22 protein-coding genes are annotated in these 22,026 nt (G+C 59.0%); 7 read left to right on the top strand and 15 right to left on the bottom strand.

Annotated features, from left to right (window positions below):
• The first annotated feature begins 726 nt into the window (after nucleotides 1–726).
• The 3 genes from BMX55_RS09875 to fliD all read left to right on the top strand — a co-directional run bounded on the left by BMX55_RS09875 (nucleotide 727) and on the right by fliD (nucleotide 2,546).
• The gene (locus BMX55_RS09875) at nucleotides 727–1,212 is read left to right on the top strand and encodes a hypothetical protein (RefSeq protein WP_143059613.1); all 486 of its coding nucleotides are present in this window, start codon (nucleotides 727–729) and stop codon (nucleotides 1,210–1,212) included.
• Between the two features lie 101 nt (nucleotides 1,213–1,313).
• Complete coding sequence (locus tag BMX55_RS09870) at nucleotides 1,314–1,745, top strand: HD domain-containing protein (protein ID WP_091456741.1); 432 nt, start codon at nucleotides 1,314–1,316, stop codon at nucleotides 1,743–1,745.
• Nucleotides 1,746–1,856: 111 nt separating this feature from the next.
• Nucleotides 1,857–2,546: a flagellar filament capping protein FliD gene (gene fliD, locus BMX55_RS09865; RefSeq protein ID WP_091456738.1), complete on the top strand. Its 690-nt coding sequence runs from the start codon at nucleotides 1,857–1,859 to the stop codon at nucleotides 2,544–2,546.
• Nucleotides 2,547–2,569: 23 nt separating this feature from the next.
• Here the strand turns inward: fliD and BMX55_RS09860 are convergent, their stop codons facing one another.
• The 3 genes from BMX55_RS09860 to BMX55_RS09850 are packed head-to-tail and all read right to left on the bottom strand — an operon-like array spanning nucleotide 2,570 to nucleotide 4,848.
• Nucleotides 2,570–3,451, bottom strand: a complete 882-nt coding sequence (locus tag BMX55_RS09860) for an SPOR domain-containing protein (RefSeq protein ID WP_091456734.1) — start codon at nucleotides 3,449–3,451, stop codon at nucleotides 2,570–2,572.
• Between the two features lie 12 nt (nucleotides 3,452–3,463).
• The gene (locus tag BMX55_RS09855) at nucleotides 3,464–4,327 is read right to left on the bottom strand and encodes a biotin--[acetyl-CoA-carboxylase] ligase (protein ID WP_091456731.1); all 864 of its coding nucleotides are present in this window, start codon (nucleotides 4,325–4,327) and stop codon (nucleotides 3,464–3,466) included.
• On the bottom strand, nucleotides 4,324–4,848 hold the full coding sequence (locus BMX55_RS09850) for an SET domain-containing protein (protein WP_091456727.1): 525 nt from the start codon (nucleotides 4,846–4,848) through the stop codon (nucleotides 4,324–4,326). The genes BMX55_RS09855 and BMX55_RS09850 overlap by 4 nt, the downstream gene beginning before the upstream one ends.
• A 128-nt stretch (nucleotides 4,849–4,976) precedes the next feature.
• Between BMX55_RS09850 and BMX55_RS09845 the strand changes: the two genes are divergently transcribed.
• The 3 genes from BMX55_RS09845 (at nucleotide 4,977) to BMX55_RS09835 (ending at nucleotide 11,035) form a co-directional block, all read left to right on the top strand.
• A complete protein-coding gene (locus BMX55_RS09845) occupies nucleotides 4,977–7,898 on the top strand; it encodes a DNA topoisomerase III (RefSeq protein WP_091456724.1) in 2,922 nt (973 codons plus the stop codon).
• 18 nt (nucleotides 7,899–7,916) lie between these two features.
• Nucleotides 7,917–8,999, top strand: coding sequence for a restriction endonuclease (locus BMX55_RS09840; protein ID WP_091456722.1), 1,083 nt, complete (start codon nucleotides 7,917–7,919; stop codon nucleotides 8,997–8,999).
• 107 nt (nucleotides 9,000–9,106) lie between these two features.
• Complete coding sequence (locus tag BMX55_RS09835; RefSeq protein WP_091456719.1) at nucleotides 9,107–11,035, top strand: GspE/PulE family protein; 1,929 nt, start codon at nucleotides 9,107–9,109, stop codon at nucleotides 11,033–11,035.
• Between the two features lie 20 nt (nucleotides 11,036–11,055).
• On the opposite strand, the gene BMX55_RS09830 is transcribed toward BMX55_RS09835, so the two are convergent.
• The 11 genes from BMX55_RS09830 to BMX55_RS09780 all read right to left on the bottom strand — a co-directional run bounded on the left by BMX55_RS09830 (nucleotide 11,056) and on the right by BMX55_RS09780 (nucleotide 20,057).
• Nucleotides 11,056–11,247: a 2-hydroxymuconate tautomerase gene (locus BMX55_RS09830; protein WP_091456716.1), complete on the bottom strand. Its 192-nt coding sequence runs from the start codon at nucleotides 11,245–11,247 to the stop codon at nucleotides 11,056–11,058.
• A gap of 58 nt (nucleotides 11,248–11,305) precedes the next feature.
• Nucleotides 11,306–12,307: a Bug family tripartite tricarboxylate transporter substrate binding protein gene (locus BMX55_RS09825; protein ID WP_091456712.1), complete on the bottom strand. Its 1,002-nt coding sequence runs from the start codon at nucleotides 12,305–12,307 to the stop codon at nucleotides 11,306–11,308.
• A 96-nt stretch (nucleotides 12,308–12,403) separates the two neighbouring features.
• Nucleotides 12,404–13,192, bottom strand: a complete 789-nt coding sequence (gene dmpH / locus BMX55_RS09820) for a 2-oxo-3-hexenedioate decarboxylase (protein ID WP_091456708.1) — start codon at nucleotides 13,190–13,192, stop codon at nucleotides 12,404–12,406.
• Nucleotides 13,193–13,201: 9 nt separating this feature from the next.
• Nucleotides 13,202–14,242: a 4-hydroxy-2-oxovalerate aldolase gene (gene dmpG / locus BMX55_RS09815; RefSeq protein WP_091456705.1), complete on the bottom strand. Its 1,041-nt coding sequence runs from the start codon at nucleotides 14,240–14,242 to the stop codon at nucleotides 13,202–13,204.
• 13 nt (nucleotides 14,243–14,255) lie between these two features.
• The gene (locus tag BMX55_RS09810) at nucleotides 14,256–15,167 is read right to left on the bottom strand and encodes an acetaldehyde dehydrogenase (acetylating) (protein ID WP_091456702.1); all 912 of its coding nucleotides are present in this window, start codon (nucleotides 15,165–15,167) and stop codon (nucleotides 14,256–14,258) included.
• A 19-nt stretch (nucleotides 15,168–15,186) separates the two neighbouring features.
• A complete protein-coding gene (gene dmpE / locus BMX55_RS09805) occupies nucleotides 15,187–15,969 on the bottom strand; it encodes a 2-oxopent-4-enoate hydratase (protein WP_091456697.1) in 783 nt (260 codons plus the stop codon).
• Nucleotides 15,970–15,977: 8 nt separating this feature from the next.
• A complete protein-coding gene (locus BMX55_RS09800) occupies nucleotides 15,978–16,829 on the bottom strand; it encodes an alpha/beta fold hydrolase (RefSeq protein WP_091456693.1) in 852 nt (283 codons plus the stop codon).
• A gap of 10 nt (nucleotides 16,830–16,839) precedes the next feature.
• On the bottom strand, nucleotides 16,840–18,294 hold the full coding sequence (locus tag BMX55_RS09795) for a 2-hydroxymuconic semialdehyde dehydrogenase (protein ID WP_091456690.1): 1,455 nt from the start codon (nucleotides 18,292–18,294) through the stop codon (nucleotides 16,840–16,842).
• Between the two features lie 28 nt (nucleotides 18,295–18,322).
• A complete protein-coding gene (locus BMX55_RS09790; protein WP_425432063.1) occupies nucleotides 18,323–18,766 on the bottom strand; it encodes a GlcG/HbpS family heme-binding protein in 444 nt (147 codons plus the stop codon).
• A gap of 1 nt (nucleotide 18,767) precedes the next feature.
• A complete protein-coding gene (locus tag BMX55_RS09785) occupies nucleotides 18,768–19,694 on the bottom strand; it encodes a catechol 2,3-dioxygenase (RefSeq protein ID WP_091456687.1) in 927 nt (308 codons plus the stop codon).
• An 18-nt stretch (nucleotides 19,695–19,712) separates the two neighbouring features.
• Complete coding sequence (locus BMX55_RS09780; protein ID WP_091456684.1) at nucleotides 19,713–20,057, bottom strand: 2Fe-2S iron-sulfur cluster binding domain-containing protein; 345 nt, start codon at nucleotides 20,055–20,057, stop codon at nucleotides 19,713–19,715.
• Between the two features lie 285 nt (nucleotides 20,058–20,342).
• Here BMX55_RS09780 and BMX55_RS09775 point away from each other — a divergent pair, with 285 nt between their 5' ends.
• The gene (locus tag BMX55_RS09775) at nucleotides 20,343–21,107 is read left to right on the top strand and encodes a GntR family transcriptional regulator (protein ID WP_091456680.1); all 765 of its coding nucleotides are present in this window, start codon (nucleotides 20,343–20,345) and stop codon (nucleotides 21,105–21,107) included.
• Between the two features lie 33 nt (nucleotides 21,108–21,140).
• On the opposite strand, the gene BMX55_RS09770 is transcribed toward BMX55_RS09775, so the two are convergent.
• On the bottom strand, nucleotides 21,141–21,992 hold the full coding sequence (locus BMX55_RS09770) for an HpcH/HpaI aldolase family protein (RefSeq protein WP_091456808.1): 852 nt from the start codon (nucleotides 21,990–21,992) through the stop codon (nucleotides 21,141–21,143).
• Nucleotides 21,993–22,026 lie beyond the last annotated feature (34 nt).

The following is a 22,026-nucleotide window of genomic DNA, read 5'->3' as shown; positions in this document are numbered from 1 at the left end:
GAAACGTTCATCCTTCGAAATCTGTATTCGCCTCAGTTGGGGATGTTGCAATTTACCCAGAAGTAAGCGGAACGAATTTCATAGACGCAACTGTGTTTGATGGCAGTTCAGTTCATGGTGAGCGCTGGATCTAGAAGGCTTCAGTTCTCGGAAAAGCGATAGAGGGTTCAGCAGCCCAGCCGCAATTAGCCCACTTATGCGGTAAATCGAACAATCAATCGCAAAGTGCAGAGCAGCAGTGTATTATGAGATTCTCGTTAACTGCAAAATATTAAAATATGTCTATCGGGGTGTTTATCTTGAATTATTACCTTATGGAAGTCGAAAATATTTCTAGGTTCCGAAAACGGCCTAAAGATTCGCCAAATCCGATGACTCTTCGCTGTGCGACTGAACTCAGGTATTGGTTATTCTCAAATTTAAATATTCTTATTGAAGTCCATTCTATGCAACATTTAATAACATTCCTAATAATTCTTGGTGCATTCTTTGCGCAGGGATTCGGTTTTTCGATGGGCAGCGTTTTTCTGTTAGTCCTTGGTTTTGGTCTTGAAATTTGGTTCTGGTTGCGAACCAGTCGCAAAAGTAAATAGGCAGGCTCTTTTTTAGATTGAATTTTCTATCGCGCTATTCCGAATAACCCGGAGCTTAAGTCAATCGATTGCAGTTGCTGCTTACCTTGTTTGGTTCTACAATGATTACCATCAACAGAAAGAGAGATTAATTATGCCAGAAGCATTCGGTAGTATTTTAATTAAAGCCCCGTCAGAAATAATTTCGGATATAAAAATCGATTCTGATGTTGTGCCTTGGAATGCTATGTCAGCACTATTCTCTTTCGCTGGAGTTGATTTGTTGGCAGGCAGCAATCCTATGCTGGAATATAAAGATAGAGAAGATTTTTACGTTGAAGAAATTGAACAGAAAGAAGGTTTTATTCGTATTCAGATATTCGGGGATGAATGGATGGATGCTATACAACTACTTGTTAAAAATGGAAATAATGTTGAAATTTATGGGAGTATATTTCACGAGTATGGTTGCAGAGAGTATTACGCACTGAATTCGGTGGGCGATAGGTTTTTGGAAGCCATCGATTATGAAGGTGGTGAAGAGTTTGACGAAGAAGCAGTTATTGCAGCATGGTTAAATGTTGTTCCAGAGTCTGTAAAATTGATGTTTCCAGATGTTTTTGAAGGTGATTCTGATTAATTATGGGCTGCTAACTTTGCACTCAACCAAACAATTCAAGCAACATGCACTTGGTGTTTGTGCATGAACTGTCCTCACCCTAGAAAGGGGCCGGAGTCGGTATGTCAACACTCGAACGCGCCATCTCCCTAGCTGCTCAAGCCCACGCTGGGCAGGTGGACAAGGCTGGTCAACCCTACATCCTCCATCCGCTGCGCGTGATGCTACGCGTTAGTACAGAAGAAGAGCGCATCGCCGCCATACTGCACGATGTGGTGGAGGACACGAGCATCACGCTAGAGCAACTGGCCGAAGAAGGGTTCTCTCCAACCGTGGTGGCCGCCGTGGAGGCGCTCACCAAGCGGCACGGTGAGAGCCGCATGGAGGCCGCCGCACGGGCCACAGAAAATCGGGTGGCGCGCACCGTCAAACTCGCAGATAACGCCGAGAACATGGATATCAGCCGAATCGCCCACCCAACTGAGAAGGATTTTTCCCGAATCCAAGAATATGAACGAGTCCGCGCCTTGCTATTGGGGACGAATGTGGACTAACCTCATCCCATGACATACCAGTTTGCCAAAGACTCCTTCAATGTGAAAAAGGTTTGGCTAGATAAATCTGCGCACGAGGTATAGACTGGCCCTTTGTAGGAGCGACGTATCATGAATATCAACGATTTCGTCATTACCAGTGCATCCGCCAAGTACACGGGGGTGGGTGCAAAAACCAGCTCCCCAGCGGCGGATAAGGTGGGTGCAGCCGTCACGGCTGGGCTGGAAAAAGCCGAAAAACGCATTCAAGCGCAAGTGGATGCCACCAGCGTGCAGCTTTCGTCTTTGGGCAAACTCAAATCATCGGTATCCGGAGCGCAATTGGCAGCCCACGCGCTGGGCGGGTTGTCTGCCACCGCGACCAGTGCCGCAGAAAAAACTGCTGCCGCTGATTTTGTCACTGCGTTTAACAGTGCCCTCACCACCGCCAAAACCACGGCGGCGGCTCCCGGTGACATGGCGCTTACTTCCAGCGCCAACCGCACCAATAAAGGCTTGCAAAATGCTATCAGCGCAGACCGACCCGCGCTAGAGGCACTCAAAAAAATCGGCTTTAGCGTGGGCACCGATGGCACGCTGTCTTTAGACACCAAAAAGTTCGATGCCGCCCAAAAAGCCGACGCCACGGGTGTCCGGGCCACGCTGGTCAAAATGGGCAAGCAAGTGGACAAAACCGCCTCCAAAGAACTGGCCGCAGACGGCAATGTGGGGCTGTCGCTTTCCACGTTCAACCAGCGCGCCAATACGCTTAAAAGTCAGCAAAGCACCTTGGCTTCTCTCAAGGCCACAGGGGGCCTCTGAGAACGCCGTGTGAGAAAGTGGTGCTAGCAGGGGCGCAAAGTTTTGCCCGCTAGTGCCCGGCGCAGGGTAGCGTTGATGCGCTGGCGGGCGTCTGGCGCAACGGCAGGCAGGCGCAGCACAAAGGCCGGAGTTTCGGCGCGTTCTGGCACCACACGGGCGCTGCGCACGCCTTTGGTGCCCAACTGGGCCAGCGCGCGCTCGGCAGCCTCTTCGGTGGAGTAGCGCCCCAGCGACAGGCCCGGCTCCAGTGCAGCAATCTGCGGTCGGTCATAAGGCACATCGCGCGCTTGCAACTCTTTACGTTTTTTATCCAACGTATTGAGGTCAGGAAAGCGGCCCATATAGACCATCCAGCGCCCCGGCAGGGTGGCGTTGCTCAGGCTCCAACTGTCTGCGGGCAGGCTGCTGCCCAAGGCTCTGCGCAGCACATCGGCCTGTGCCGCATTAAAGGCCCCAGCCTGCAAGCAGATGGCGCTAGGCTCGGCTTTGGCGGGTGTTTTAGCTTCAGGTTTGCTCTCTGACTGGGCAGCAGCGAGAGCCAGGGCTGGCACAGCTGCGGCTGTGACTGCTATGGCTGCTGGTGTCAGTGTAGGCGTTGGCACGGCAGTTGGGGCGGTGGGTGCCGGTGTCGGTGCCTGTGCCGGTGCGGGGGATGCTGCCGGGGGCGTAGCGGCTACTGGCGCAGATTTGGTGGCAGTGCTGGTGCTGGGAGCTTCTTCGGGGGCGGGGGTGCCTGCGCCAGCCTTGGGCACGATGCGCAGGGCGTCGGGGTGCAGTTGCTGCGCTAGGCGCTGAGGCTCGGCCTCGGCACTGCTGGTGCTTTGGCCCAAGGGCATCAGCCCATGCGCCCAAGCGTAGTAGCCTGCGTTGGCCAGTGCCAAAATCAAAACGGTAAAACGTAACATGGCAACAACAGGTTAGGCGGGCAGGGTGGCAGCGGCACTGGCCGGGCGCACGCTGATTTCAGCGCTGGTGATGCACTGCATCCCTTGCGCCGTCATGACGCGCAGCGCGCCGTCTTCGCCCACGCCATGCGCGGTGCCGGTTTGACCATCACTGAGCACCACGCTGCGGTTTTGCAGGGCGTCACGCAGGTCAAAGCGCGCTTGCACCGGGCCAAAGCCATAGTGCTCAAAGGCTTGCAGCATGGCCAGCAGGGGGGGCACCACCCGCAGCAGGGCAGCAGGGGCGTCGATGTGGGCATCTATCTCTTGCAGGCCCGCAGCAGGCAAAGACAGCCCGCTGTGGTCTGGTGGGCGCAGATTGAGCCCAATACCAATCACCACATAGCGCGTGGCCGGGCTGGTGTGCATGGGCACCACTTGCGTTTGTGGGGCCACAAAGCTGGCCGTCTCAACCAAAATACCGCCGAGCTTGCGCTCGCCGTGGCTATTGCACAGCCACAGATCGTTGGGCCATTTCAGGCTCAGGCGCGGTTGGCTGCTGCCCGCAGGGGGCAGCACGGGTTGCAGGCTTTCGGCCACGCTCACGCCCACCGCCAGTGATAAGCCCGACCAGTCTCGCGGTGCCAGCGGCAGGCCCAGCGAGAACATCAAGGTATCGCCCGGCTGGCCTTGCCATTGGCGGCCCAGCCGCCCCCGGCCTGCGGTTTGCTCTTCAGCTACCAGCAAAATCGGGTCGTATTGGCCGCTGCGGGCGCGGCGCATCAGCTCGGTGTTGCTGGAGTCGATGCTTGGCAGCACTTCGACAGTAAAGCCAGGCCATTGTGGGGCGATGGCCTCCCAGAGGGCCTCAGCGGGCCAGCGCAGCGGGGCGCTCATACGCCCCCCTTGGGACTGTTGCCGGGCATAGGTGGCATCCAGCCGCGCTTGGGAGCGAGCAAGGTGCCTCGGCAGGCGCTGGTGCCACACCAGCAAGGGTATTGAGCCTTGAGTTTGGCTGTGTAGCGCTCGTCGAGCATCAGGCCGTAGTCGTAGTTCAGTTCTTCGCCTGCGGCAATGTTGCGCAGGGCGGTGATAAAGATGCGCCCCCCGCGCTCATCGGCGTAGCAGTTGGGGTTGCAACTGTGGTTGATCCAGCGCGAGGAGTTGCCGCCAAAGAAGGCATCAATCACGCGGTCTTCATCGACATGGAAGTAAAAGGTGTGGTTGGGTTGCAGCGGGTCGTGCGGGTGGCGGTTTTGTGCCTCCTCCCACGTGATAACTTGGCCGGTGTATTCGATAATGGCTTCACCCTCGGCGATGTCTTGCAGGGCAAAGACGCCCTTACCATGAACCCCTGAGCGGCGGGTTTGGATGCGGCGGCCCCCAAAAGGGCTGATGGAAGGCGCGGTGCGGGGCATAGCAAAACTCTGTTAAGTTTAATGGGCACACATGCGCGTGCGCGTGTACGCGCGAAGAACCCAGATTGTAGAAGCGCCCGGCCCGCTAGGCCGGGTGCAAAAATTTTCCGATAGAGAGAAATTGCCCCATGAGCAAGACCCTGGTCATTGCCGAGAAGCCTTCGGTAGCCCAAGACATTGTGCGCGCCCTCACCCCGGTGGTGGGCAAGTTTGACAAGCACGACGACCATTTTGAGAATGAGCGCTATGTGGTTACCAGCGCCGTAGGCCATTTGTTAGAAATCAAGGCCCCAGAAGAGTTTGACGTGAAACGCGGCAAGTGGAGCTTTGCCCATCTGCCAGTGATTCCGCCCTACTTTGAATTGCAGCCGGTAGAAAAAACTAAAAGCCGCTTGAGCGCCGTGGTCAAGCAGGCCCAGCGCAATGATGTGATCGAGCTCATCAACGCCTGTGACGCTGGGCGTGAGGGTGAGTTGATTTTTCGTCTGATTGAGCAGTACGCCGGAGGGGCCGCGCCGCTGGGCAAGCCGGTGCAGCGGCTGTGGTTGCAATCGATGACGCCACAGGCGATTCGTGATGGCTTTAACCAGTTGCGCAGCGATGCGCAAATGCAGGGGCTGGCCGATGCGGCGCGCAGCCGCTCCGAGTCCGACTGGCTGGTCGGTATTAATGGCACACGGGCGATGACGGCGTTTAACTCGCGCGATGGTGGTTTTTTCTTGACCACGGTGGGCCGGGTGCAAACGCCCACCTTGTCGCTGGTGGTGGAGCGCGAAGAAAAAATCCGCAAATTTATCAGCCGCGATTATTGGGAAATTCACGCCAGCTTTGCCGCCCAAGCCGGAGACTATCCGGGGCGCTGGTTTGATCCGCAGTGGAAAAAAACCGACGATCCTGAGCAGCGCGCCGACCGGGTGTGGTCGGCACAACAAGCCCAAGCCATTGCCGATGCCACGCGGGGCCGCCCTGCCCAAGTCACGGAAGAGAGCAAGCCAGCCACCCAAGCCAGTGGCCTGCTGTTTGACCTGACCAGCCTGCAACGCGAGGCCAACAGCAAGTTTGGCTTTTCGGCCAAAACCACGCTGGCGCTGGCGCAAAGCCTGTACGAGCGCCACAAGGCCCTGACTTACCCGCGCACCGATTCGCGCGCCCTGCCCGAAGACTATGTGCCGGTGGCCCAGCAAACCTTTGCCATGCTGGCAGGCAGCGGCATGGCGCATTTGGCACCGCACGCGCAAACCGCGCTCAACCAAGGCTATATCCGGCCCAGCAAGCGTATTTTTGACAACAGCAAGGTGTCGGATCACTTTGCCATCATCCCGACTTTGCAGGCTCCGGGGGATTTGAGTGAGTTGGAACAAAAGCTCTACGATTTGGTAGCGCGCCGCTTTATGGCGGTGTTTTTCCCTAGCGCCGAATACTTGGTCACGACCCGCATCAGCAAGGTGGAGCAAGCTGGGCAAAGCTACCACTTCAAAACCGAGGGCAAAGTGCTGGTCAAGCCCGGTTGGTTGGCGATTTATGGCAAAGATGCCGCCAGCGAAGTGCCCGAAGCCAAAGACGGCGACAAGGGCCAAAACTTGGTGCCGGTGCAGCCCGGCGAGCAGCCGCTGGCGCAGCAGGTGGAGCCTAAAGCGCTCAAAACCCGACCCCCGGCACGCTATTCGGAATCCACCTTGTTGGGGGCGATGGAAAGCGCGGGCAAGCAGGTAGAAGACGAAACCATGCGCGAGGCGATGCGCGACAAGGGCTTGGGCACGCCCGCCACACGCGCCGCCATCATTGAGGGCTTGCTCACTGAAAAATACATGCTGCGCGAAGGGCGCGAAATCATCCCGACCGCCAAAGCGTTTCAGTTGATGACGCTGCTGCGTGGCTTGGGCGTCAAAGAGCTGTCACGCGCTGACCTGACCGGCGAATGGGAATACAAGCTGGCGCAGATGGAAAAGGGCCTACTGAGCCGCGATAGCTTTATGGCTGAGATTGCCGCCATGACCGAGCGCATGGTGCAAAAAGCCAAAGAGTACGACCGCGACACCATCCCCGGCGACTATGCCCAGTTGGCCGCCCCCTGCCCCAACTGTGGTGGCGTGGTGAAAGAGAACTACCGCCGCTATGCCTGCGTGGGCAAGCTGGGGGGCGAGCCTTCTTGTGGCTTCTCGTTTGGCAAGTCGCCCGCCGGGCGCACCTTTGAGCCGCCAGAGGCCGAACAATTGCTGGCCAGCCATCACATTGGCCCACTGGAGGGTTTCCGCTCCAAAAAAACAGGTTGGCCCTTTGTGGCCGAAATTGTGCTTGTCTACGACGAGGAGACCCACAATTACAAACTCGAATTTGATTTCGGCGAAGACAAAAACGCTCTCGATACTAGTGAGCTGGTGGATTTTGCGGGCCAGCAATCTCTGGGGGCTTGCCCACAGTGCGGTGCTCCGGTGTACGAGCACGGCAGCCACTACGTATGCAGCCATACCGTGCCAACGCCAGCGCAACCGGCTGCCACCTGCGATTTCAAGAGCAGCACCGTGATCTTGCAACAGCCGGTAGAGCGCGAGCAGATGCAAAAGCTGTTGAGCACGGGCAAAACCGATCTGCTCGACAAGTTTTACAGCTTGCGTAAGCGCCGAACTTTTAAAGCATTTTTGTTTTGGGATAAGGCGGCAGGCAAGGTCAATTTTGAGTTTGAGCCGCGCCAGTCCAAATACCCACCCAAGGCCGGTGCCGCTGCCGCCAAAAAAACCGGAAAAGCTGCTCCTGCCAAAAAAGCCCTCGCCAAGAAAGCGGCCAAAACCACCGCCAAAGTAGCCAAGGCCCCGCGTGCGCTGGCCCCTGGCAAGCGGCCCAGTGCTGCGCTGGCAGAGGTGATTGGCACCGACCCCGTCCTGCACACCGAGGTGATTAAAAAAATCTGGGTGTATGTGCACGCGCACAACTTGCAAGATGCCACCAACAAACGCGCCATCAATGCCGATGCCAAACTGTTGGCCGTCTTTGGTAAGCCTCAGATCACCATGTTTGAGCTGGCAGGCATTATTGGTAAGCACCTAGGTTAAGGCGGCGGAGGCTAAGGCATGGCACGCCGTAAACCAGAGGAGCCAACGGCGATTGGTGAGTTGCAGGCTTGGACGCGCAGCGCCATTGGCGTGGCCGCTTGGCTGCCTTGGTGGCTGGGGGCGCTGCTGGCCGTGGCCTTTTTTATCGGCTTGCACTATGTAGCCAGCCAGCCCCGGCCTGAAGTCCACAGTTTGGCGGGTTTGTACCAGCACAGTGGCACGCTGCTGCTGCGTGGGCTGGCTACTATCGGCCAGTATGTGCTGCCAGCGTTGTGCTTGGCTGGGGCGTGGCTGGCGTTGGGTGAGCAGCGCAAGCGCACGCAACTGTTGCAACAGGTCACGGCCAACCCGGCAGCCGATGCGCTGGACGACATCACTTGGCAAGAGTTTGAGGTGCTGGTGGGCGAGGTGTTTCGGCGCTTGGGCTACCATGTTGAGGAGACTGGCGGCGGTGGTGCCGATGGCGGCGTCGATCTGATTTTGCGCCGCAATGGCGAGAAATTTTTGGTGCAGTGCAAGCAGTGGAAGGCATTTCGCGTCAGTGTTGAGGTGGTGCGCGAGATGTTTGGCCTGATGACAGCCAAAGGGGCCGATGGCGGCTTTGTGGTCACGTCGGGGCGCTTTACCAAGCCCGCGCGCGAGTTTGCCCAAGGGCGCAACCTGTCCTTGATTGATGGCCCGGCGCTGCTGCAATGGCTGCACCAAACCCAAGCCAAAGAGATTTTCCGCCAGCGTCCAGCGCAGGCGGTGCCGGTGGCACAAACGCCGCCAGTGGCAGCACCCGTGCGCCCAGCAGCATCGCCGCAGCCTCGGCGGGCAGCTCCGGCAGCTCCAGCGCCTACCCCAGCCCCAGTAGCTACCCCCCCGGTGCCTGTGGCCAAAGTGCGGCCCCCCCCCCCAGCAGCCTCAGTAACCCCTGCGCCTGTGGCGGCCACACCCCCACAGGCACCGTTGGGTGCTGCCGGGGGCGTGCCTAACTGCCCGGTGTGCGCCCAGCCCATGCTGCTGCGCTTGGTGCGCAAAGGCCCGCAAGTGGGCCAGCGCTTTTGGGGCTGTGTGGATTACCCGGCCTGCAATGGCACCCGGCCAAGGGTGGGTTGATCGGCTACCTTGGGCAATGAGGTTTTGGGCTGTGAGCGTTGGTAACGCGAACGCTGGTAGGGTATACGTATACAGATGTCAACATCTGGTTACATCTCTCATCCACCATGCCCGATTTTTCTGACGCTGTCGTTGCACCGTATTTCACGCCGCACAATCCAGGCGAATTGTGGGCTTTAGCTACCACCCCACACCCCACCTTAGGACAGGCGCGGCATTTGGGTGAGGCACTGGTGCAGGCCAAGGTGTTGGATGCCGTTGCCTTGACCGAGAGCCTGAAAATCCAACAGGCTGAGCGCGAGCAAGGGCAGCAGCGCTCTATCGGCCAAATTTTGGTGGAATACGGCCATGTCAGTCCGGCACAATTGCAGGACGTGATTGGCTCTTGGCTGGGCAAGCATCTAGTGCATCCGGGCCAGTTGGTGCCTGACCCGGTGGCGCTTGCGCTGGTGCCGCGCGCTGTGGCCGAGCGCGAATCGGTGTTGCCATTGCTGGCCCGCGAGGATGCCTTGGTGGTGCTCATGGCCGACCCGGCAGATCGTGCTTTGCTCGATGAGTTGCGCTTTTTAACCCAACGCCGCCTCATTCCATTAGAGGCTGCCCCCGGTACGCTGATGCCAGCCATTGCCAATGCCTACCGTACCTACCCTGCCGCCACCGCCAAAACACCAGCCATCGCCAACCACAATGGCAATGAAGTACGGGCCAGCTCACGCGAGCTAGTGAGCAACCTGAGCAGCTCGCTGCCAGACAACGATGCCGTCGAGACCGATGTCGTCAGTGAATCTGACAACACCTTGGTGCGCTTAATCAACACCGTGATAGAGGAGGCCATTGCCCACCGCGCATCCGACATCCACATCGAAACCGAACCCGACCCCCAAAACGTGCGTATCCGTTTGCGTGTGGATGGTGAGCTGATGAGCTATCTGGAATTGCCAGCGCGCTTTCGTTATGCGATGGTGGCCCGCATCAAAATCATGGCCAGCATGGATATTTCTGAGCACCGCAAACCGCAAGACGGCAAGATTGATTTTGCCCGCTTTGGTGGCTCGGCGGTAGAGTTGCGCGTGGTCACGGTACCCACCTCGCATGGGCTAGAAGATGTGGTGCTGCGGCTGCTGGCCGGTGCAAAACCGCTGCCCTTGGAGCAGATCGGTCTGAACAAGACCCATCTGGCCGCACTGCGCGAGGCGGTAAAAAAGACCTATGGACTGCTGCTGGTGTGTGGCCCCACGGGCTGCGGCAAGACCACCACGCTGCATTCAGTCATCCGCGACATCAATACTGAGGGCCGCAAAATCTGGACGGCAGAAGACCCGATTGAAATAAGCCAGTCGGGCCTGCGCCAAGTGCAGATCAACCCGCGCATTGGCTGGACTTTTGCTGCAGCCATGCGCACCTTTTTGCGCGCTGATCCCGATGTCATCATGATTGGTGAAATGCGCGACGAAGAGACTGCACGCATCGCCGTAGAAGCCTCCTTGACTGGGCACTTGGTGCTCTCGACCTTGCACACCAACTCGGCCCCAGAGAGCGTTGCGCGGCTACTGGAAATCGGCCTTGATCCGTTCAATTTTTCAGATTCGCTGTTGGCTATTTTGGCGCAGCGGCTGGTGCGCCGCCTGTGCCCTCAATGTGCTACCCCTTTGGTACTGAGCCAAGAGCCGCTAGAGCGCTTGGCCTCGCAGTACCTCAGCAGCGGCTCGCCACTGCAAAATACACCAGAGGCCCGAACCCAATTGATTGAGCGCTGGCGCGAAAATTATGGTTCAACGCAAGGAGAAGTCCGGCTGTGGCGCGCGCACGGCTGCAGCCATTGCGACCAGCATGGCTACCGGAGCCGCATTGGCATCCATGAACTGATGGCCAGTGACGACACCATCCGTGAACACATCCGCCACCGCGCCCCAGCCATGGAGATTCGCCAGTCGGCGCTGCTGGCGGGCATGCGCACCCTGCGCCAAGATGGCATCGAAAAGGCGCTGCAAGGGCTGACCAGCATGAGCGAAGTGTTGGCCGCCACCAATGTTTGAGCCTTTCAGGCGCTGCGCTGTTAGCGCCCCAAGTCTTTAGCACTGACTCCGGCAATGCCCCAGTTCTCTTTGGGCACATCCTGAATCCAGACGCGCACATTCTCTTTGGGAGCGCCTACGGCTTCGTGCAGGGCTTGGGTGACTTTTTCGATCACGGCGCGCTTTTGTTCTTCAGTGCGGCCTTCAATCATGTAGATTTGGGCAAAGGGCATGGTGTTATCTCCAAACAGGGGTTAAAAAATTCACAGGATGTATCCATCCATCTATTCATCAATCCAGAGTGACCTTGGCCTGTTGGATGATGGTGGCGTAACGCTGGGTTTCTTCGCGGATATAGCGGGCAAACGCCGCCGAAGTGCCGGGGCGGGTATCGGCACCAATGGCTGCAAAGCGCTCTTGCATGGTGGGGGTTTTTAAGCCTTCGGCCAACACTTTCTCTAGCTGAGTGACCATTGCCTTGGGCAAACCCGCTGGGCCGACCAGACCAAACCAAGTGGGCATATCAAACGGGGTGATGCCTTGCTCCTCTAGGGTGGGCACTTGGGGCAGCAAAGGTGCCCTGCCGTGGGCCGTGATGGCAATCGCCTTGAGCTTGCCCGTTTGCACATTGGGGCCTGCCGTGACCAAAGAGCTTTCAAAGGCCATCGGAATGGCCCCTGCCAGCAGGTCTTGTGCCAACGGTGCCGTGCCCTTGTACGGGATGTGCAGCAGTTCAATGCCAGCCCGCATCGCCAGATACTCGCCCTGCAAATGGTTGGAGGTACCTACCCCAGAACTGCCATAGGCCAGCTTGCCCGGATGGGCCTTGGCATAGGCAATCAGGCCTTTGAGATCAGTGAAGGGCGCTGACGGATGTGCCACCAGCGCACCACGGGCCACACCGACCAAAGAGATTGGTAGCAGGTCGCGCTCTACGTTGTAGGGCAGCTTGGGTTGTAGCGTGGGCGCAATGGCCAAACTGCTTATCGCCGATAGGCCCAAGGTGTAGCCATCAGGAGCGGCCTTGGCAATTTGGTCTGTGCCCAAGTTGCCCCCAGCACCCGCTTTGTTTTCTACCACCACAGTGGTCTTGAGGGCGGTGCCCAAGACTTGGGCTACCAAGCGCCCCATCACATCGGCGGGGCCACCGGCTGGGAACGGCACGATCAGCTTGATGGCTTGCTTGCTCGGCCAGTCGCTGGCTTGCGCCCAAACCGGGGCTACGACGCCAGCCGCTGCGGCCGCCGTCCAACGCAAAGCAGCACGCCGATGCGGTTGAAACTCAGAACTCATGGGGTTTGTCTCCTCAAAATCGCCATAAGAAAACGGGGCCGACGCAGTGCGCGGCCCCGTGGTACGGCTGGTGCAGCCGTTGGAATCGCGTGGTGCTTAGACGAAACGCACCGAGACGCTACCCAAGTCTTGGATGCGCAAGGTCACGTTGTCACCCGCTTGCACGGGCACGGCTTCGGTGATGCCGCCCGACAAAATCAGGCTACCGGCAGGCAAGGATTGGCCCCGGCGGCCCAAGTGGTTTACCAACATCGCTACGGCAGCGGCAGGGTGGCCGAGCACGGCAGCGCCAGCACCCAAAGCCACGGGTTCACCGTTTTTTTCTAGCACCACGCCCAGCGTGCGCAGATCGACATCACGCGCCGAGGCAATGCGGCCACCCACGACAAAACGCGAGGCCGAGGTGTTATCGGCAATCACGCTCTTGAGGTCAAACTTGAAATCGCGGTAGCGGCTGTCAATCACTTCAATGCCGGGCAGCACCACGTCGCAGGCCGCCAGCACCGCGCCAATGTGGCAGCCGGGGCCTTTGAGTTCGGTGCGGGTGATAAAGCAGATTTCTGGCTCCACCTTGGGGTGGATGAGCTCGCTGACCTTGACCTCGCCGCCTTCAGGCACGACGTATTCATCGACCAAAAAGCCAAACACGGGGTCAGTGACGCCCATTTGCTTCATTTTGGCGTGCGAGGTCAAACCAGCTTTGTAGCCCACCACGCGCGCGCCCTTGGCCAGCTTGCTGGCAAGGATGCGGTCTTGGATGGCGTAGGCATCGTCCCAATCCATCTCTGGGTGGGCTTCGGTGATCTTCAGGGTGTCTTGGGCCTGCAATTGGCAGTTTTCTAGGTGCTGGGCCAGTTGGTCTAGCGTGGATGCGTTCAGTGCCATAGCAATTCCTCAGGAAACTTTCAAACCACGGGCTTTGGCCAGCGTCAGGGCGGTGTCTTCGATCATGTCTTCTTGACCACCGACCATGCCACGGCGGCCCATTTCGACCAGAATTTCACGGGCCGAGATGCCGTACTTGACGGCAGCGCGCTTGGCAAACAGCAAGAAAGAACCGTAGACACCGGCATAACCCAACGTCAGGGCGTCGCGGTCAATGCGAATTGGGAAGTCCATGATCGGGAAGACCAAATCTTCGGCCACGTCTTGGATCTTGAACACATCAACACCGGTTTCAATGCCCATCAGGTCGCACACGGCTACCAGCACTTCCATCGGCGTGTTGCCTGCGCCAGCGCCCAAACCAGCGGCAGCGGCGTCGATGCGGCTGCAACCGACTTCAATTGCTGCCAAGCTGTTGGCTACGCCCATCGCCAAATTGTGGTGGCCGTGGAAGCCCAATTCGGTTTCGGGGTTCAGCGCGGCGCGCACGGCGCTCAGGCGCTCTTTCACGCCGTCGGGCAGCAGGTGGCCTGCTGAGTCGGTGACGTAGATGCAGTTAGCGCCGTAGCCTTCCATCAGCTTGGCCTGCTTGACCAAGCCGGAGGCAGAGTTCATGTGCGCCATCATCAAGAAGCCCACGGTGTCCATGCCCATCTTGCGCGCCAAGCTGATGTGCTGTTCAGACACATCGGCCTCGGTGCAATGGGTCGCCACGCGGATGGTGCTCACGCCCAAGTCGTGCGCCATTTTCAGGTGATCGACAGTACCAATACCGGGCAGCAGCAGCGCCGAGATTTTGGCCTGCTTCATCAGCGGGATCACGGTGCTGAGGTATTCCTCGTCGGTGTGTGCGGGGAAGCCATAGTTGACGGAAGAGCCGCCCAAGCCGTCGCCGTGGGTGACTTCAATCAGCGGAATGCCAGCATCGTCCAAGCCGGTGGCGATGGACTTCATTTGCTCCAGCGACATCAGGTGGCGCTTGGGGTGCATGCCGTCGCGCAGGGTCATGTCGTGCAGACGGACTTTTTTGCCTTTGAGGGTGTTGCTCATGTTGCGGTTCTCCTTAGGCGGCCACGGGGTTGAGGGTCAGGCGGCCAGCAATCATTTCTTCGGCAAACATCTCGGCGGTGCGGGCAGCCGCAGCGGTCATGATGTCGAGGTTGCCCGCGTATTTGGGCAGGTAGTCGCCCAAGCCTTCTACTTCCAAGAAGACGGAGACGCGGTTGCCATCAAACACCGGGCCATTGACCAAGCGATAACCAGGAACGTACTTTTGCACTTCCTTGATCATGTCGTGGATGGACTGGGTGATGGCCGCTTGGTCTGGCTCGCTTTCGGTCAGGCAATGCACGGTGTCGCGCATGATGAGCGGTGGCTCGGCGGGGTTGACGATGATGATCGCCTTGCCCTTTTTAGCGCCGCCCACCTTTTCCACTGCGCCAGCGGTGGTGCGGGTAAATTCATCGATGTTCTTGCGTGTGCCGGGGCCGACCGATTTGGACGACACGGTCGCCACGATCTCGCCATAAGCCACGGGCTGCACGCGGCTCACTGCGGCCACCATCGGTATGGTGGCTTGGCCGCCGCAAGTGACCATGTTCACGTTCATCTCGCCCTTGCCCACATGGTCTTTCAGGTTGACTGGGGGCACGCAGTAGGGGCCAATGGCCGCTGGCGTCAGGTCGATCATCAGCGCGCCTTGTTCGTTCACTTTGCGGCTGTTTTCAGCGTGGACGTAAGCGCTGGTGGCGTCAAAGACGATTTGCACGCCGTCGGCCTTCATGTGGGGGATCAAGCCATCGACGCCTTCGGCGGTGGTTTTGAGGCCCATTTCTTTGGCACGCTTGAGGCCGTCAGATTCGGGGTCGATACCCACCATCCACACCGGCTCCAGCACGGGGCTGCGTTGCAGCTTGGCCAGCAAGTCGGTACCAATGTTGCCAGGCCCGATCAGGGCACATTTGATTTTTGCCATTGCAGTTCTTTCCAAAAAATCAGACAAAGCGCACCGAGCAACCGCCGATGCCGCCAATCGTCACACGCAGGTTGTCGCCAGCAACGACGGGCACCATGATGCCCAGCGAGCCTGACAACACCACCTCACCGGCTTCCAGTGCAATGCCGTGCGCGCCTAAGGTATTGGCCAGCCAAGCCACAGCGTTGGCTGGGTGGCCCAGTGCCGCCGCGCCTGCTCCAGTAGCCACGATCTCGCCGTTCTTTTCGAGCACCATGCCGCAGGTGGCCAGATCGACGTCGCGCGGATCGACCAACCGGTCGCCCAGCACAAACACACCGCAAGAGGCGTTGTCGGCCACGGTGTCTTGGATTTTGATTTTCCAATCTTGGATGCGCGAATCGACGATCTCAAAGCAGGCCATCACGCCTTCGGTGGCGGCCAACACATCAGCCGCCGTGATGCCGGGGCCTTTGAGTGTCTTTTTCAGCATGAAGGCGATTTCGCCTTCGGCCTTGGGCTGGATCAGGGTGTCGGCGGGGATAGCTTCGCCTTCGTTGTAGACCATGCCATCGGTGAGCCAGCCAAAGTCGGGCTGGTACACGCCCAGCATATTCATCACCGCTTTGCTGGTAACGCCGATTTTTTTGCCAATCACACGCTCGCCAGCGGCCAAACGGCGCGCCATCATGCGTTGCTGCACGGCGTAGGCGTCGGCAATGGTGATGTCGGGGTGGCGGCTGGTCAGCGGGGCCAAGGTTTTGCGGCCTTGCAGCGCGTCAAAAAGCTCGTCGCCAAGCTGCTCAATCAGTTCAGGGGTCATTACAGTCCTCAAGGGTTCAAGGGGGTTGGCTCGGCAGGGCCAGCCTCGGCCAAAAAGTCGCGCACCAAACGGGCAAAACGGGCCGAATGTTCAATTTGCGTCCAGTGGCCGCACTGGCCGAAAACGTGCAGTTGCGAGCGCGCAATCCACTGCGACAGCGTCAGTGAGGTGGACAGCGGAATCACTTGGTCATCGCGCCCATGCACGATCAGCACTTGGTGCGGCAGGGCGCGGATGTCGGCCTCGGCGCTGCACATGGCATCTACCCAGCGTTGGCGTGGCGCTGGGAACATGGCCGAGAACGATTCTTGAAAGCCGGGGCGGATGCTGGCTTCGTAGCGCAGGCGGGCCAGTTCGTCATTGACCAAATTGCGGTCGTAGGCAAACACGTCCATGATGCGGCGCATATTCTCAAACGAAGGCTCATAGCCCCAGACATCATCCAAGCCCTTGGTGATCTGGAAGGGCACGCCCACGCTGCCCATCAGCACCAAACGGCGCACGCGCTCTGGGTGGCGAATGGTCAGGGCCAGCGCCAGCGCACCGCCAAAGGAGTTGCCCACCAAATCGGTTTTGGCGATGCCCAAGGCGTCCAATACGCCCACAGCCTGCGCTACCCACGCATCCATGTTGTACGGCTGGCCTTCGGGGCGGTCGGTAAAACCAAAGCCCACCATGTCGGGGGCAATGACGCGGGCTTGTTGTGCCAGCTCAGGCATTACCAAACGCCAATTGGCCCAAGCGCAAACGCCGGGGCCAGAGCCGTGGATCAGCAACACAGGATGGCCGCTGCCGACATCGTGCACATTGGTGCGGATGCCAGCAGCCATGACAGAACCGGCAATTTCCGGGTTGCTCATGGCCTAGTCCTTAGAGTTTGATACAAACGTTTTTGAGTTCGGTATAGAACTCCAGCGAATGCACGCCGCCTTCGCGGCCAATGCCCGATTGCTTGGCACCACCAAATGGCGTGCGCAAATCGCGCAAGAACCAGCTATTGACCCACGACAGGCCAACCTTCATCTTTTGCGCCACGCGGTGGGCGCGCGAGACGTCGCGTGTCCAGATGGCAGTGGCCAAACCATAGACGTTATCGTTGGCCTTGGCCAGCACTTCCTCTTCGGTATCGAAGGGGGCAATATGGCAGCAGGGGCCAAAGATTTCTTCTTTAATCACGCGGGCGGTTTCGGGCAGGCCCGTCCAGATAGTCGGTTGTACCCAAGCACCTTCAGAGAAGCCTGCGCCCATGTTGGGCACGCCGCCGCCAGTCACTACCGTTGCGCCTTCTTCCACCGCCAGCTTGTAGTACGACAGCACCTTGGCTTGGTGTTCTTTGCTGATGACGGGGCCAAGCTTGGTGTCGGCATCTTCGGGCAGGCCAATTTTCCAGCCTTCGACTTGCTTTTTCAGCTCGGCGACAAACTTATCAAAAATCGGGCGCTGCACATAGACGCGCTCGGTGCCCAAGCACACTTGGCCGCTGTTGACAAAAGCCGAACGCAGCGTGCCTTCGATGGCGGCGTCAAAGTCGGCATCTTCAAAAATGATGGCAGCGTTTTTGCCGCCCATTTCCAAACTGACCGGGCGCGAACCCTTGGCGGCGGCACGCATGATGATTTCGCCGGTGCGGGTTTCGCCGGTGAAGGTGATGGCATCCACGCCGGGGTGGGTGGTGACAAACTCGCCCGCCGAATCGGGGCCAAAGCCATGCACCACGTTGTAAACGCCGGGGGGAATGCCCGCTTCGTTCATCACCTCGCCCAGCAGGGCGGCGGTTTGTGGGGTTTCTTCTGAGGGCTTAACGACTACGGTGTTGCCGCAAGCCAGCGCTGGGCCGACTTTCCATGTCATCAGCAGCAGGGGCAGGTTCCAAGGGCAAATCACGCCGACCACGCCCACGGGGGTGCGGTAGCCGTAGTTGATAGCGCTCTTGCCATCGGGGGTGGCGGTTTCAAAAAATTCGGTAGCGACGTTTTTCACCACATCGGCAAACACCTTGAAGTTGGCCGCACCACGGGGGATATCGATATGGCTAGCCAAGCTGCGGGGCTTGCCGGTGTCGGCGCATTCGGCGGCCAAAAACTCGTCAAAACGCTTGTTGATGCCATCGGCCACAGCGTACAGGCGCTCGACGCGCTCGGCCACGGTCATCTTGCCCCAAGGGCCATCCAGTGCGGCACGGGCAGCCGCTACGGCAGCGTCCACTTGGGCGCGGCTGGCTTCATGCACATCGGCAATCACTGCATTGTTCAGTGGCGAGTGCTTAGGGAAAGTTTTTTCACTGGCCTCATGTTGGCCGTTGATAAAGTTGAGTACCTGTTTCATGGGAAATTCCTTGTTGATTGCTGGCCGATTACGCCAAGCCCAACGCGCGCAAACCCGCTTGGGCGATGATTTCGTCTTCTTCCTCGCTGCCACCCGACACGCCAATGCCACCGACGCGCTGGCCGTGGATGACGATGGGCAGACCGCCGCCAAAACCGACAAAGCGCGGGCGCTGTGGCAGGCCCTCGCGCACGGCGGCAGAGTGCTGCTGTAGCACCTTGTGCCAGCGGCTGGTAGGCAGGCCAAAACCGACTGCCGTATAGGCTTTGTCTTTGGCAATGTCGATGGAATGCAAAGGTGCGCCGGGCAGGCGCACAAAAGCAGCGGGCAGGCCGCTGCAATCGACTACTGCGATGTTCACCAGCACCCCCATTTGGGCCGCCGCCTCGGCGGCAGCCCCGGCGGCAGCGTGTGCTGCTTGCCAAGACAGGTTGTGCTGCACCACGCTTACAAGTTCGGGTGCCATGCTCATATCAGGTCAACACGCTCAAGAAAGCCTCGTTGAGCTTGCGGTCGTGGTAGAAAATGCCACGGCCCACTTGATCCCATGTCCAAGTGATGGGGTGGTGGTCGGGGTACCACTGGTAGCCACCGCTGAAGGTTTCCAAGCGGTTACCGGAGGGATCAAAGAAATAGATGGTGGTGCCACGGGTAATGCCGTGGCGGGTGGGGCCAATGTCAATCGAGACGCGGTTCATCGACATGATGTCGGCGGCGCGCAGCACCTGCTCCCAAGTTTCCAGCAAGAAGGAAACGTGGTGCAGCTTGTTGTCTTCGGAGTGGCGCACCATGGCGATGTCGTGGGCCTTGTTCGAGCAGGTCAGCCAAGTAGCCAAATCGGTCACGCCGTCTTCGAGCTTGACGCGCTCGACCAAGGTGAAGTCCAGCACGTCTTCAAACAGCTTGCGGTTGCCGTCGATGTCGCCACCGTAAATCAGTGCGTGATCCATACGGATGGGCGAGATGCCCTTTTGGTCGGCCAGCCACGCTTCGGGGTTCATATCGCCTAAGCCATTGCCCACCGAGGTTTTTTCGGCATACAGCTCGATCAGGTGGCCGGTGGGCAAGTGAAAGCGCACACGCTCGCCGGTCTCTAGCATTTCACCGGCAGGCACGCGCTCAGTGACGACGCCGTACTCGCGCAGGCGGCCTTCCAAGGTGTTGAGCACCGCAGCGTTTTGCACCTTGAAGCCAAAGCAATCCATGCCAGCCCGGTCGGCCTTGCGGATGACAAAGCTGTGGTGGTCGCGCTCATCCCAGCACTTGAAGTAGACACGGCCCGACTTGTCGCGGCCCGTTTCTTTCAGGCCCAGCACTTCGGTATAAAAATGTACCGATTCGTCCAAGTCCAACACGCGCAAAACCGCGTGTCCAGGGCGCAAAACACCAGTGATTGCCATGGAGTGTCTCCAGATTTTTTAGGTTGAGTGGACAACAGAGGCGTCTGCTGCCCCAACCAGACCGCAGACGTTCTTTTTCATGGTTCCGAGCACGCGCAAGGTGATGTCACTGGCCGGGCGTACCCGGCATGACAGCACCCGGCCTTGGGCTTCGTCTTCGGCGCTGACATGGTCGCGGCTCATGACGCGCGACACATACTGCCCCTGAACGATCTGCACTTTGCAAACGCCACAACCCCCGTTGCGACAGCCCACCGGAATTCCCTTCTTGCCCAAGGCTTCCATGCCCACCAGCAGCGACAACTCGTCGGAGCAGCGGTAGGTTTGCCCGGTTTCTTCGATGGTGATGGTGTAACTGGCCATAAGCGCAGGCTTTCAGGGGCAGGTTTTGACGCAAGTGCAGCGGTGACCTATGAAATATGCCAGATTCTGATGGGCCGCTGGTAAAAAATCTCGATATTTAAGGGAAAACACCTAGGATGACTGAGCCAGTAGAAAGGATGCATCTTTTCATAATATGACCTTAATAGACCAAGGAATGCACAGGAACATCGTCGGCTACAGGGTGCGTGCCTCATGGCCCCATCTTGCAAGGTATAACTTCCCTCCTTTTGGGGTATGACCACATCAATAATATCGAGAATAACCATGAAATCAGCTTTAGAGACGGATGCAAGCCTGGCCTTGGACGACCCCGCTGCCCCATCGCGCACGCTGATTGAGCGTGCCTATGCCCAGTTGCGCAACGACATCATTGAAGGCAGGTTGCTGCCCGGCGATAAATTGCGTGTCGAGCACCTGAAAGAGCGCTATGGCGTGGGTGCGGGCACGCTGCGCGAGGCCATCACGCGGCTGGTCAGTGATGCGCTGGTGACGGCAGAAGGCCAGCGCGGCTTTCGCGTCACGCCCATCACGCCGCAAGAGCTGGAAGACATTACCCAACTGCGCTTGCATATCGAGTTGGAGGCGCTGCGCCAATCCATCCGCCACGGCGGCGCGGCATGGCGCGAAGCGCTGCGCCAAAGTTATGAGGCCCTGTCGGCGCTGGAGCAACCGATTCAGCGCAAAAACCGCCCGCAATGGGAGGCGCTGAACATGCGGTTTCATGAAGCACTGTTGTCGGGTCAGCAATCGCCGTGGACACAAAAGGTGCTGCGCCTGCTCTCGCGCCACAGCGAGCGTTACCGCCGCTACACGATGGGCCTGCCCGGTGCCATGCGCGATGTGCATAGTGAGCACACGGCCATTTTTGAGGCGGCGATGGCAGGGCACGAAGCCCGTGCCGCGCTGGCATTGGAAGCGCATATCCGCGCCACCCCCGACCTGCTGGCCCAAGCCCTGCGCAGTGGTGCCATCACCCTGCCCAGTGGTATCAGCGATGTGTGCCATAGCGCCAGCATGGCCCCGGAATGAACCCAGCAACGGCCACATCCAGCCTGCCCCAGCTCAGTAACCGCCGCTGGAGGGCTGGGGGGCTGCCATACCGTGGCGAAAGCGCGCCGCCAAAGATTGTGCCGCCAGTGCCAGCAAATTGATATCCACGCCCACCGCCACAAACAAGGCCCCAGCATCAAGCCAATGCTGGGCTTGGTCTTCTTGGGTAGACAAAATACCGGCGGCCTTACCGGCTTGCCGAGTGCGCGCAATGCCGTGCGCAATAGCGGCCACCACCTCCGGGTGATCGACCTGGCCGGGGTAGCCCATCGAGGTAGACAAATCGACCGGGCCGATGAACACGCCGTCCACGCCGGGTGTGGCAGCGATGGCGTCAATGTGGCTGAGGCCCTCCACGGTTTCAACCTGCACCAGCAGGCAGGCTTGGTCATTGGCCTCGTGGATGTAGTCGCGGTAACGGTTCCAGCGCGAGGAGCGGGCCAAGCCGCTGCCCATGCCGCGCGTGCCGCTGGGGGGGTAACGCATGGCGCGCGCCAGTGTGAGCGCTTGCTCTGGTGTATCGACCATCGGCACCAGCAGGGTTTGCGCCCCCAGCTCCATAAATTGCTTGACCAGCACCGGATCGCCTGAGGGCAAACGCACCACAGGGTGCGGCAACGCTACGCCTGCTGGTAGTGTGCTGGCCGCGCTGGCAATGGCCTGCAACTGCGCCAGCACGGCGCGCAAATCATTGGGGGCGTGTTCGCCATCAATCAGCAGCCAGTCAAAACCCGTGCCCGCCAGCATCTCGGCCAAATAGCCATCTGCCGTAGCCAGCCAAAGGCCAATCTGTGGCTGGCCTGCCGCCAAAGCATCTTTGAAGGCATTGCGGGGAAGGGAAGAAGTCAGATCGGGCAGGCGCATAGGTTCTCCGTCATTCACGAAGGATTCATAGCCA

This window comes from Giesbergeria anulus, from assembly GCF_900111115.1.
Classification (GTDB): domain Bacteria; phylum Pseudomonadota; class Gammaproteobacteria; order Burkholderiales; family Burkholderiaceae_C; genus Simplicispira; species Simplicispira anulus.
This window is presented reverse-complemented; position numbering and strand designations above follow the sequence as displayed.

Excerpts from the sequence above, each read along its gene's own strand:
- BMX55_RS09855 (WP_091456731.1), bottom strand. The coding sequence starts at position 4,327 with ATGAGCGCCCCGCTGCGCTGGCCCGCTGAGGCCCTCTGGGAGGCCATC.
- dmpH (WP_091456708.1), bottom strand. The coding sequence starts at position 13,192 with ATGGCACTGAACGCATCCACGCTAGACCAACTGGCCCAGCACCTAGAA.
- BMX55_RS09770 (WP_091456808.1), bottom strand. The coding sequence starts at position 21,992 with ATGCGCCTGCCCGATCTGACTTCTTCCCTTCCCCGCAATGCCTTCAAA.
- BMX55_RS09790 (WP_425432063.1), bottom strand. The coding sequence starts at position 18,766 with ATGAGCATGGCACCCGAACTTGTAAGCGTGGTGCAGCACAACCTGTCT.
- BMX55_RS09860 (WP_091456734.1), bottom strand. The coding sequence starts at position 3,451 with ATGTTACGTTTTACCGTTTTGATTTTGGCACTGGCCAACGCAGGCTAC.
- BMX55_RS09840 (WP_091456722.1), top strand. The coding sequence starts at position 7,917 with ATGGCACGCCGTAAACCAGAGGAGCCAACGGCGATTGGTGAGTTGCAG.
- BMX55_RS09825 (WP_091456712.1), bottom strand. The coding sequence starts at position 12,307 with ATGAGTTCTGAGTTTCAACCGCATCGGCGTGCTGCTTTGCGTTGGACG.
- BMX55_RS09810 (WP_091456702.1), bottom strand. The coding sequence starts at position 15,167 with ATGGCAAAAATCAAATGTGCCCTGATCGGGCCTGGCAACATTGGTACC.
- dmpE (WP_091456697.1), bottom strand. The coding sequence starts at position 15,969 with ATGACCCCTGAACTGATTGAGCAGCTTGGCGACGAGCTTTTTGACGCG.
- BMX55_RS09850 (WP_091456727.1), bottom strand. The coding sequence starts at position 4,848 with ATGCCCCGCACCGCGCCTTCCATCAGCCCTTTTGGGGGCCGCCGCATC.
- BMX55_RS09870 (WP_091456741.1), top strand. The coding sequence starts at position 1,314 with ATGTCAACACTCGAACGCGCCATCTCCCTAGCTGCTCAAGCCCACGCT.
- BMX55_RS09780 (WP_091456684.1), bottom strand. The coding sequence starts at position 20,057 with ATGGCCAGTTACACCATCACCATCGAAGAAACCGGGCAAACCTACCGC.
- BMX55_RS09775 (WP_091456680.1), top strand. The coding sequence starts at position 20,343 with ATGAAATCAGCTTTAGAGACGGATGCAAGCCTGGCCTTGGACGACCCC.
- dmpG (WP_091456705.1), bottom strand. The coding sequence starts at position 14,242 with ATGAGCAACACCCTCAAAGGCAAAAAAGTCCGTCTGCACGACATGACC.
- BMX55_RS09835 (WP_091456719.1), top strand. The coding sequence starts at position 9,107 with ATGCCCGATTTTTCTGACGCTGTCGTTGCACCGTATTTCACGCCGCAC.
- BMX55_RS09800 (WP_091456693.1), bottom strand. The coding sequence starts at position 16,829 with ATGAGCAACCCGGAAATTGCCGGTTCTGTCATGGCTGCTGGCATCCGC.
- BMX55_RS09830 (WP_091456716.1), bottom strand. The coding sequence starts at position 11,247 with ATGCCCTTTGCCCAAATCTACATGATTGAAGGCCGCACTGAAGAACAA.
- BMX55_RS09785 (WP_091456687.1), bottom strand. The coding sequence starts at position 19,694 with ATGGCAATCACTGGTGTTTTGCGCCCTGGACACGCGGTTTTGCGCGTG.
- BMX55_RS09875 (WP_143059613.1), top strand. The coding sequence starts at position 727 with ATGCCAGAAGCATTCGGTAGTATTTTAATTAAAGCCCCGTCAGAAATA.
- BMX55_RS09795 (WP_091456690.1), bottom strand. The coding sequence starts at position 18,294 with ATGAAACAGGTACTCAACTTTATCAACGGCCAACATGAGGCCAGTGAA.
- fliD (WP_091456738.1), top strand. The coding sequence starts at position 1,857 with ATGAATATCAACGATTTCGTCATTACCAGTGCATCCGCCAAGTACACG.
- BMX55_RS09845 (WP_091456724.1), top strand. The coding sequence starts at position 4,977 with ATGAGCAAGACCCTGGTCATTGCCGAGAAGCCTTCGGTAGCCCAAGAC.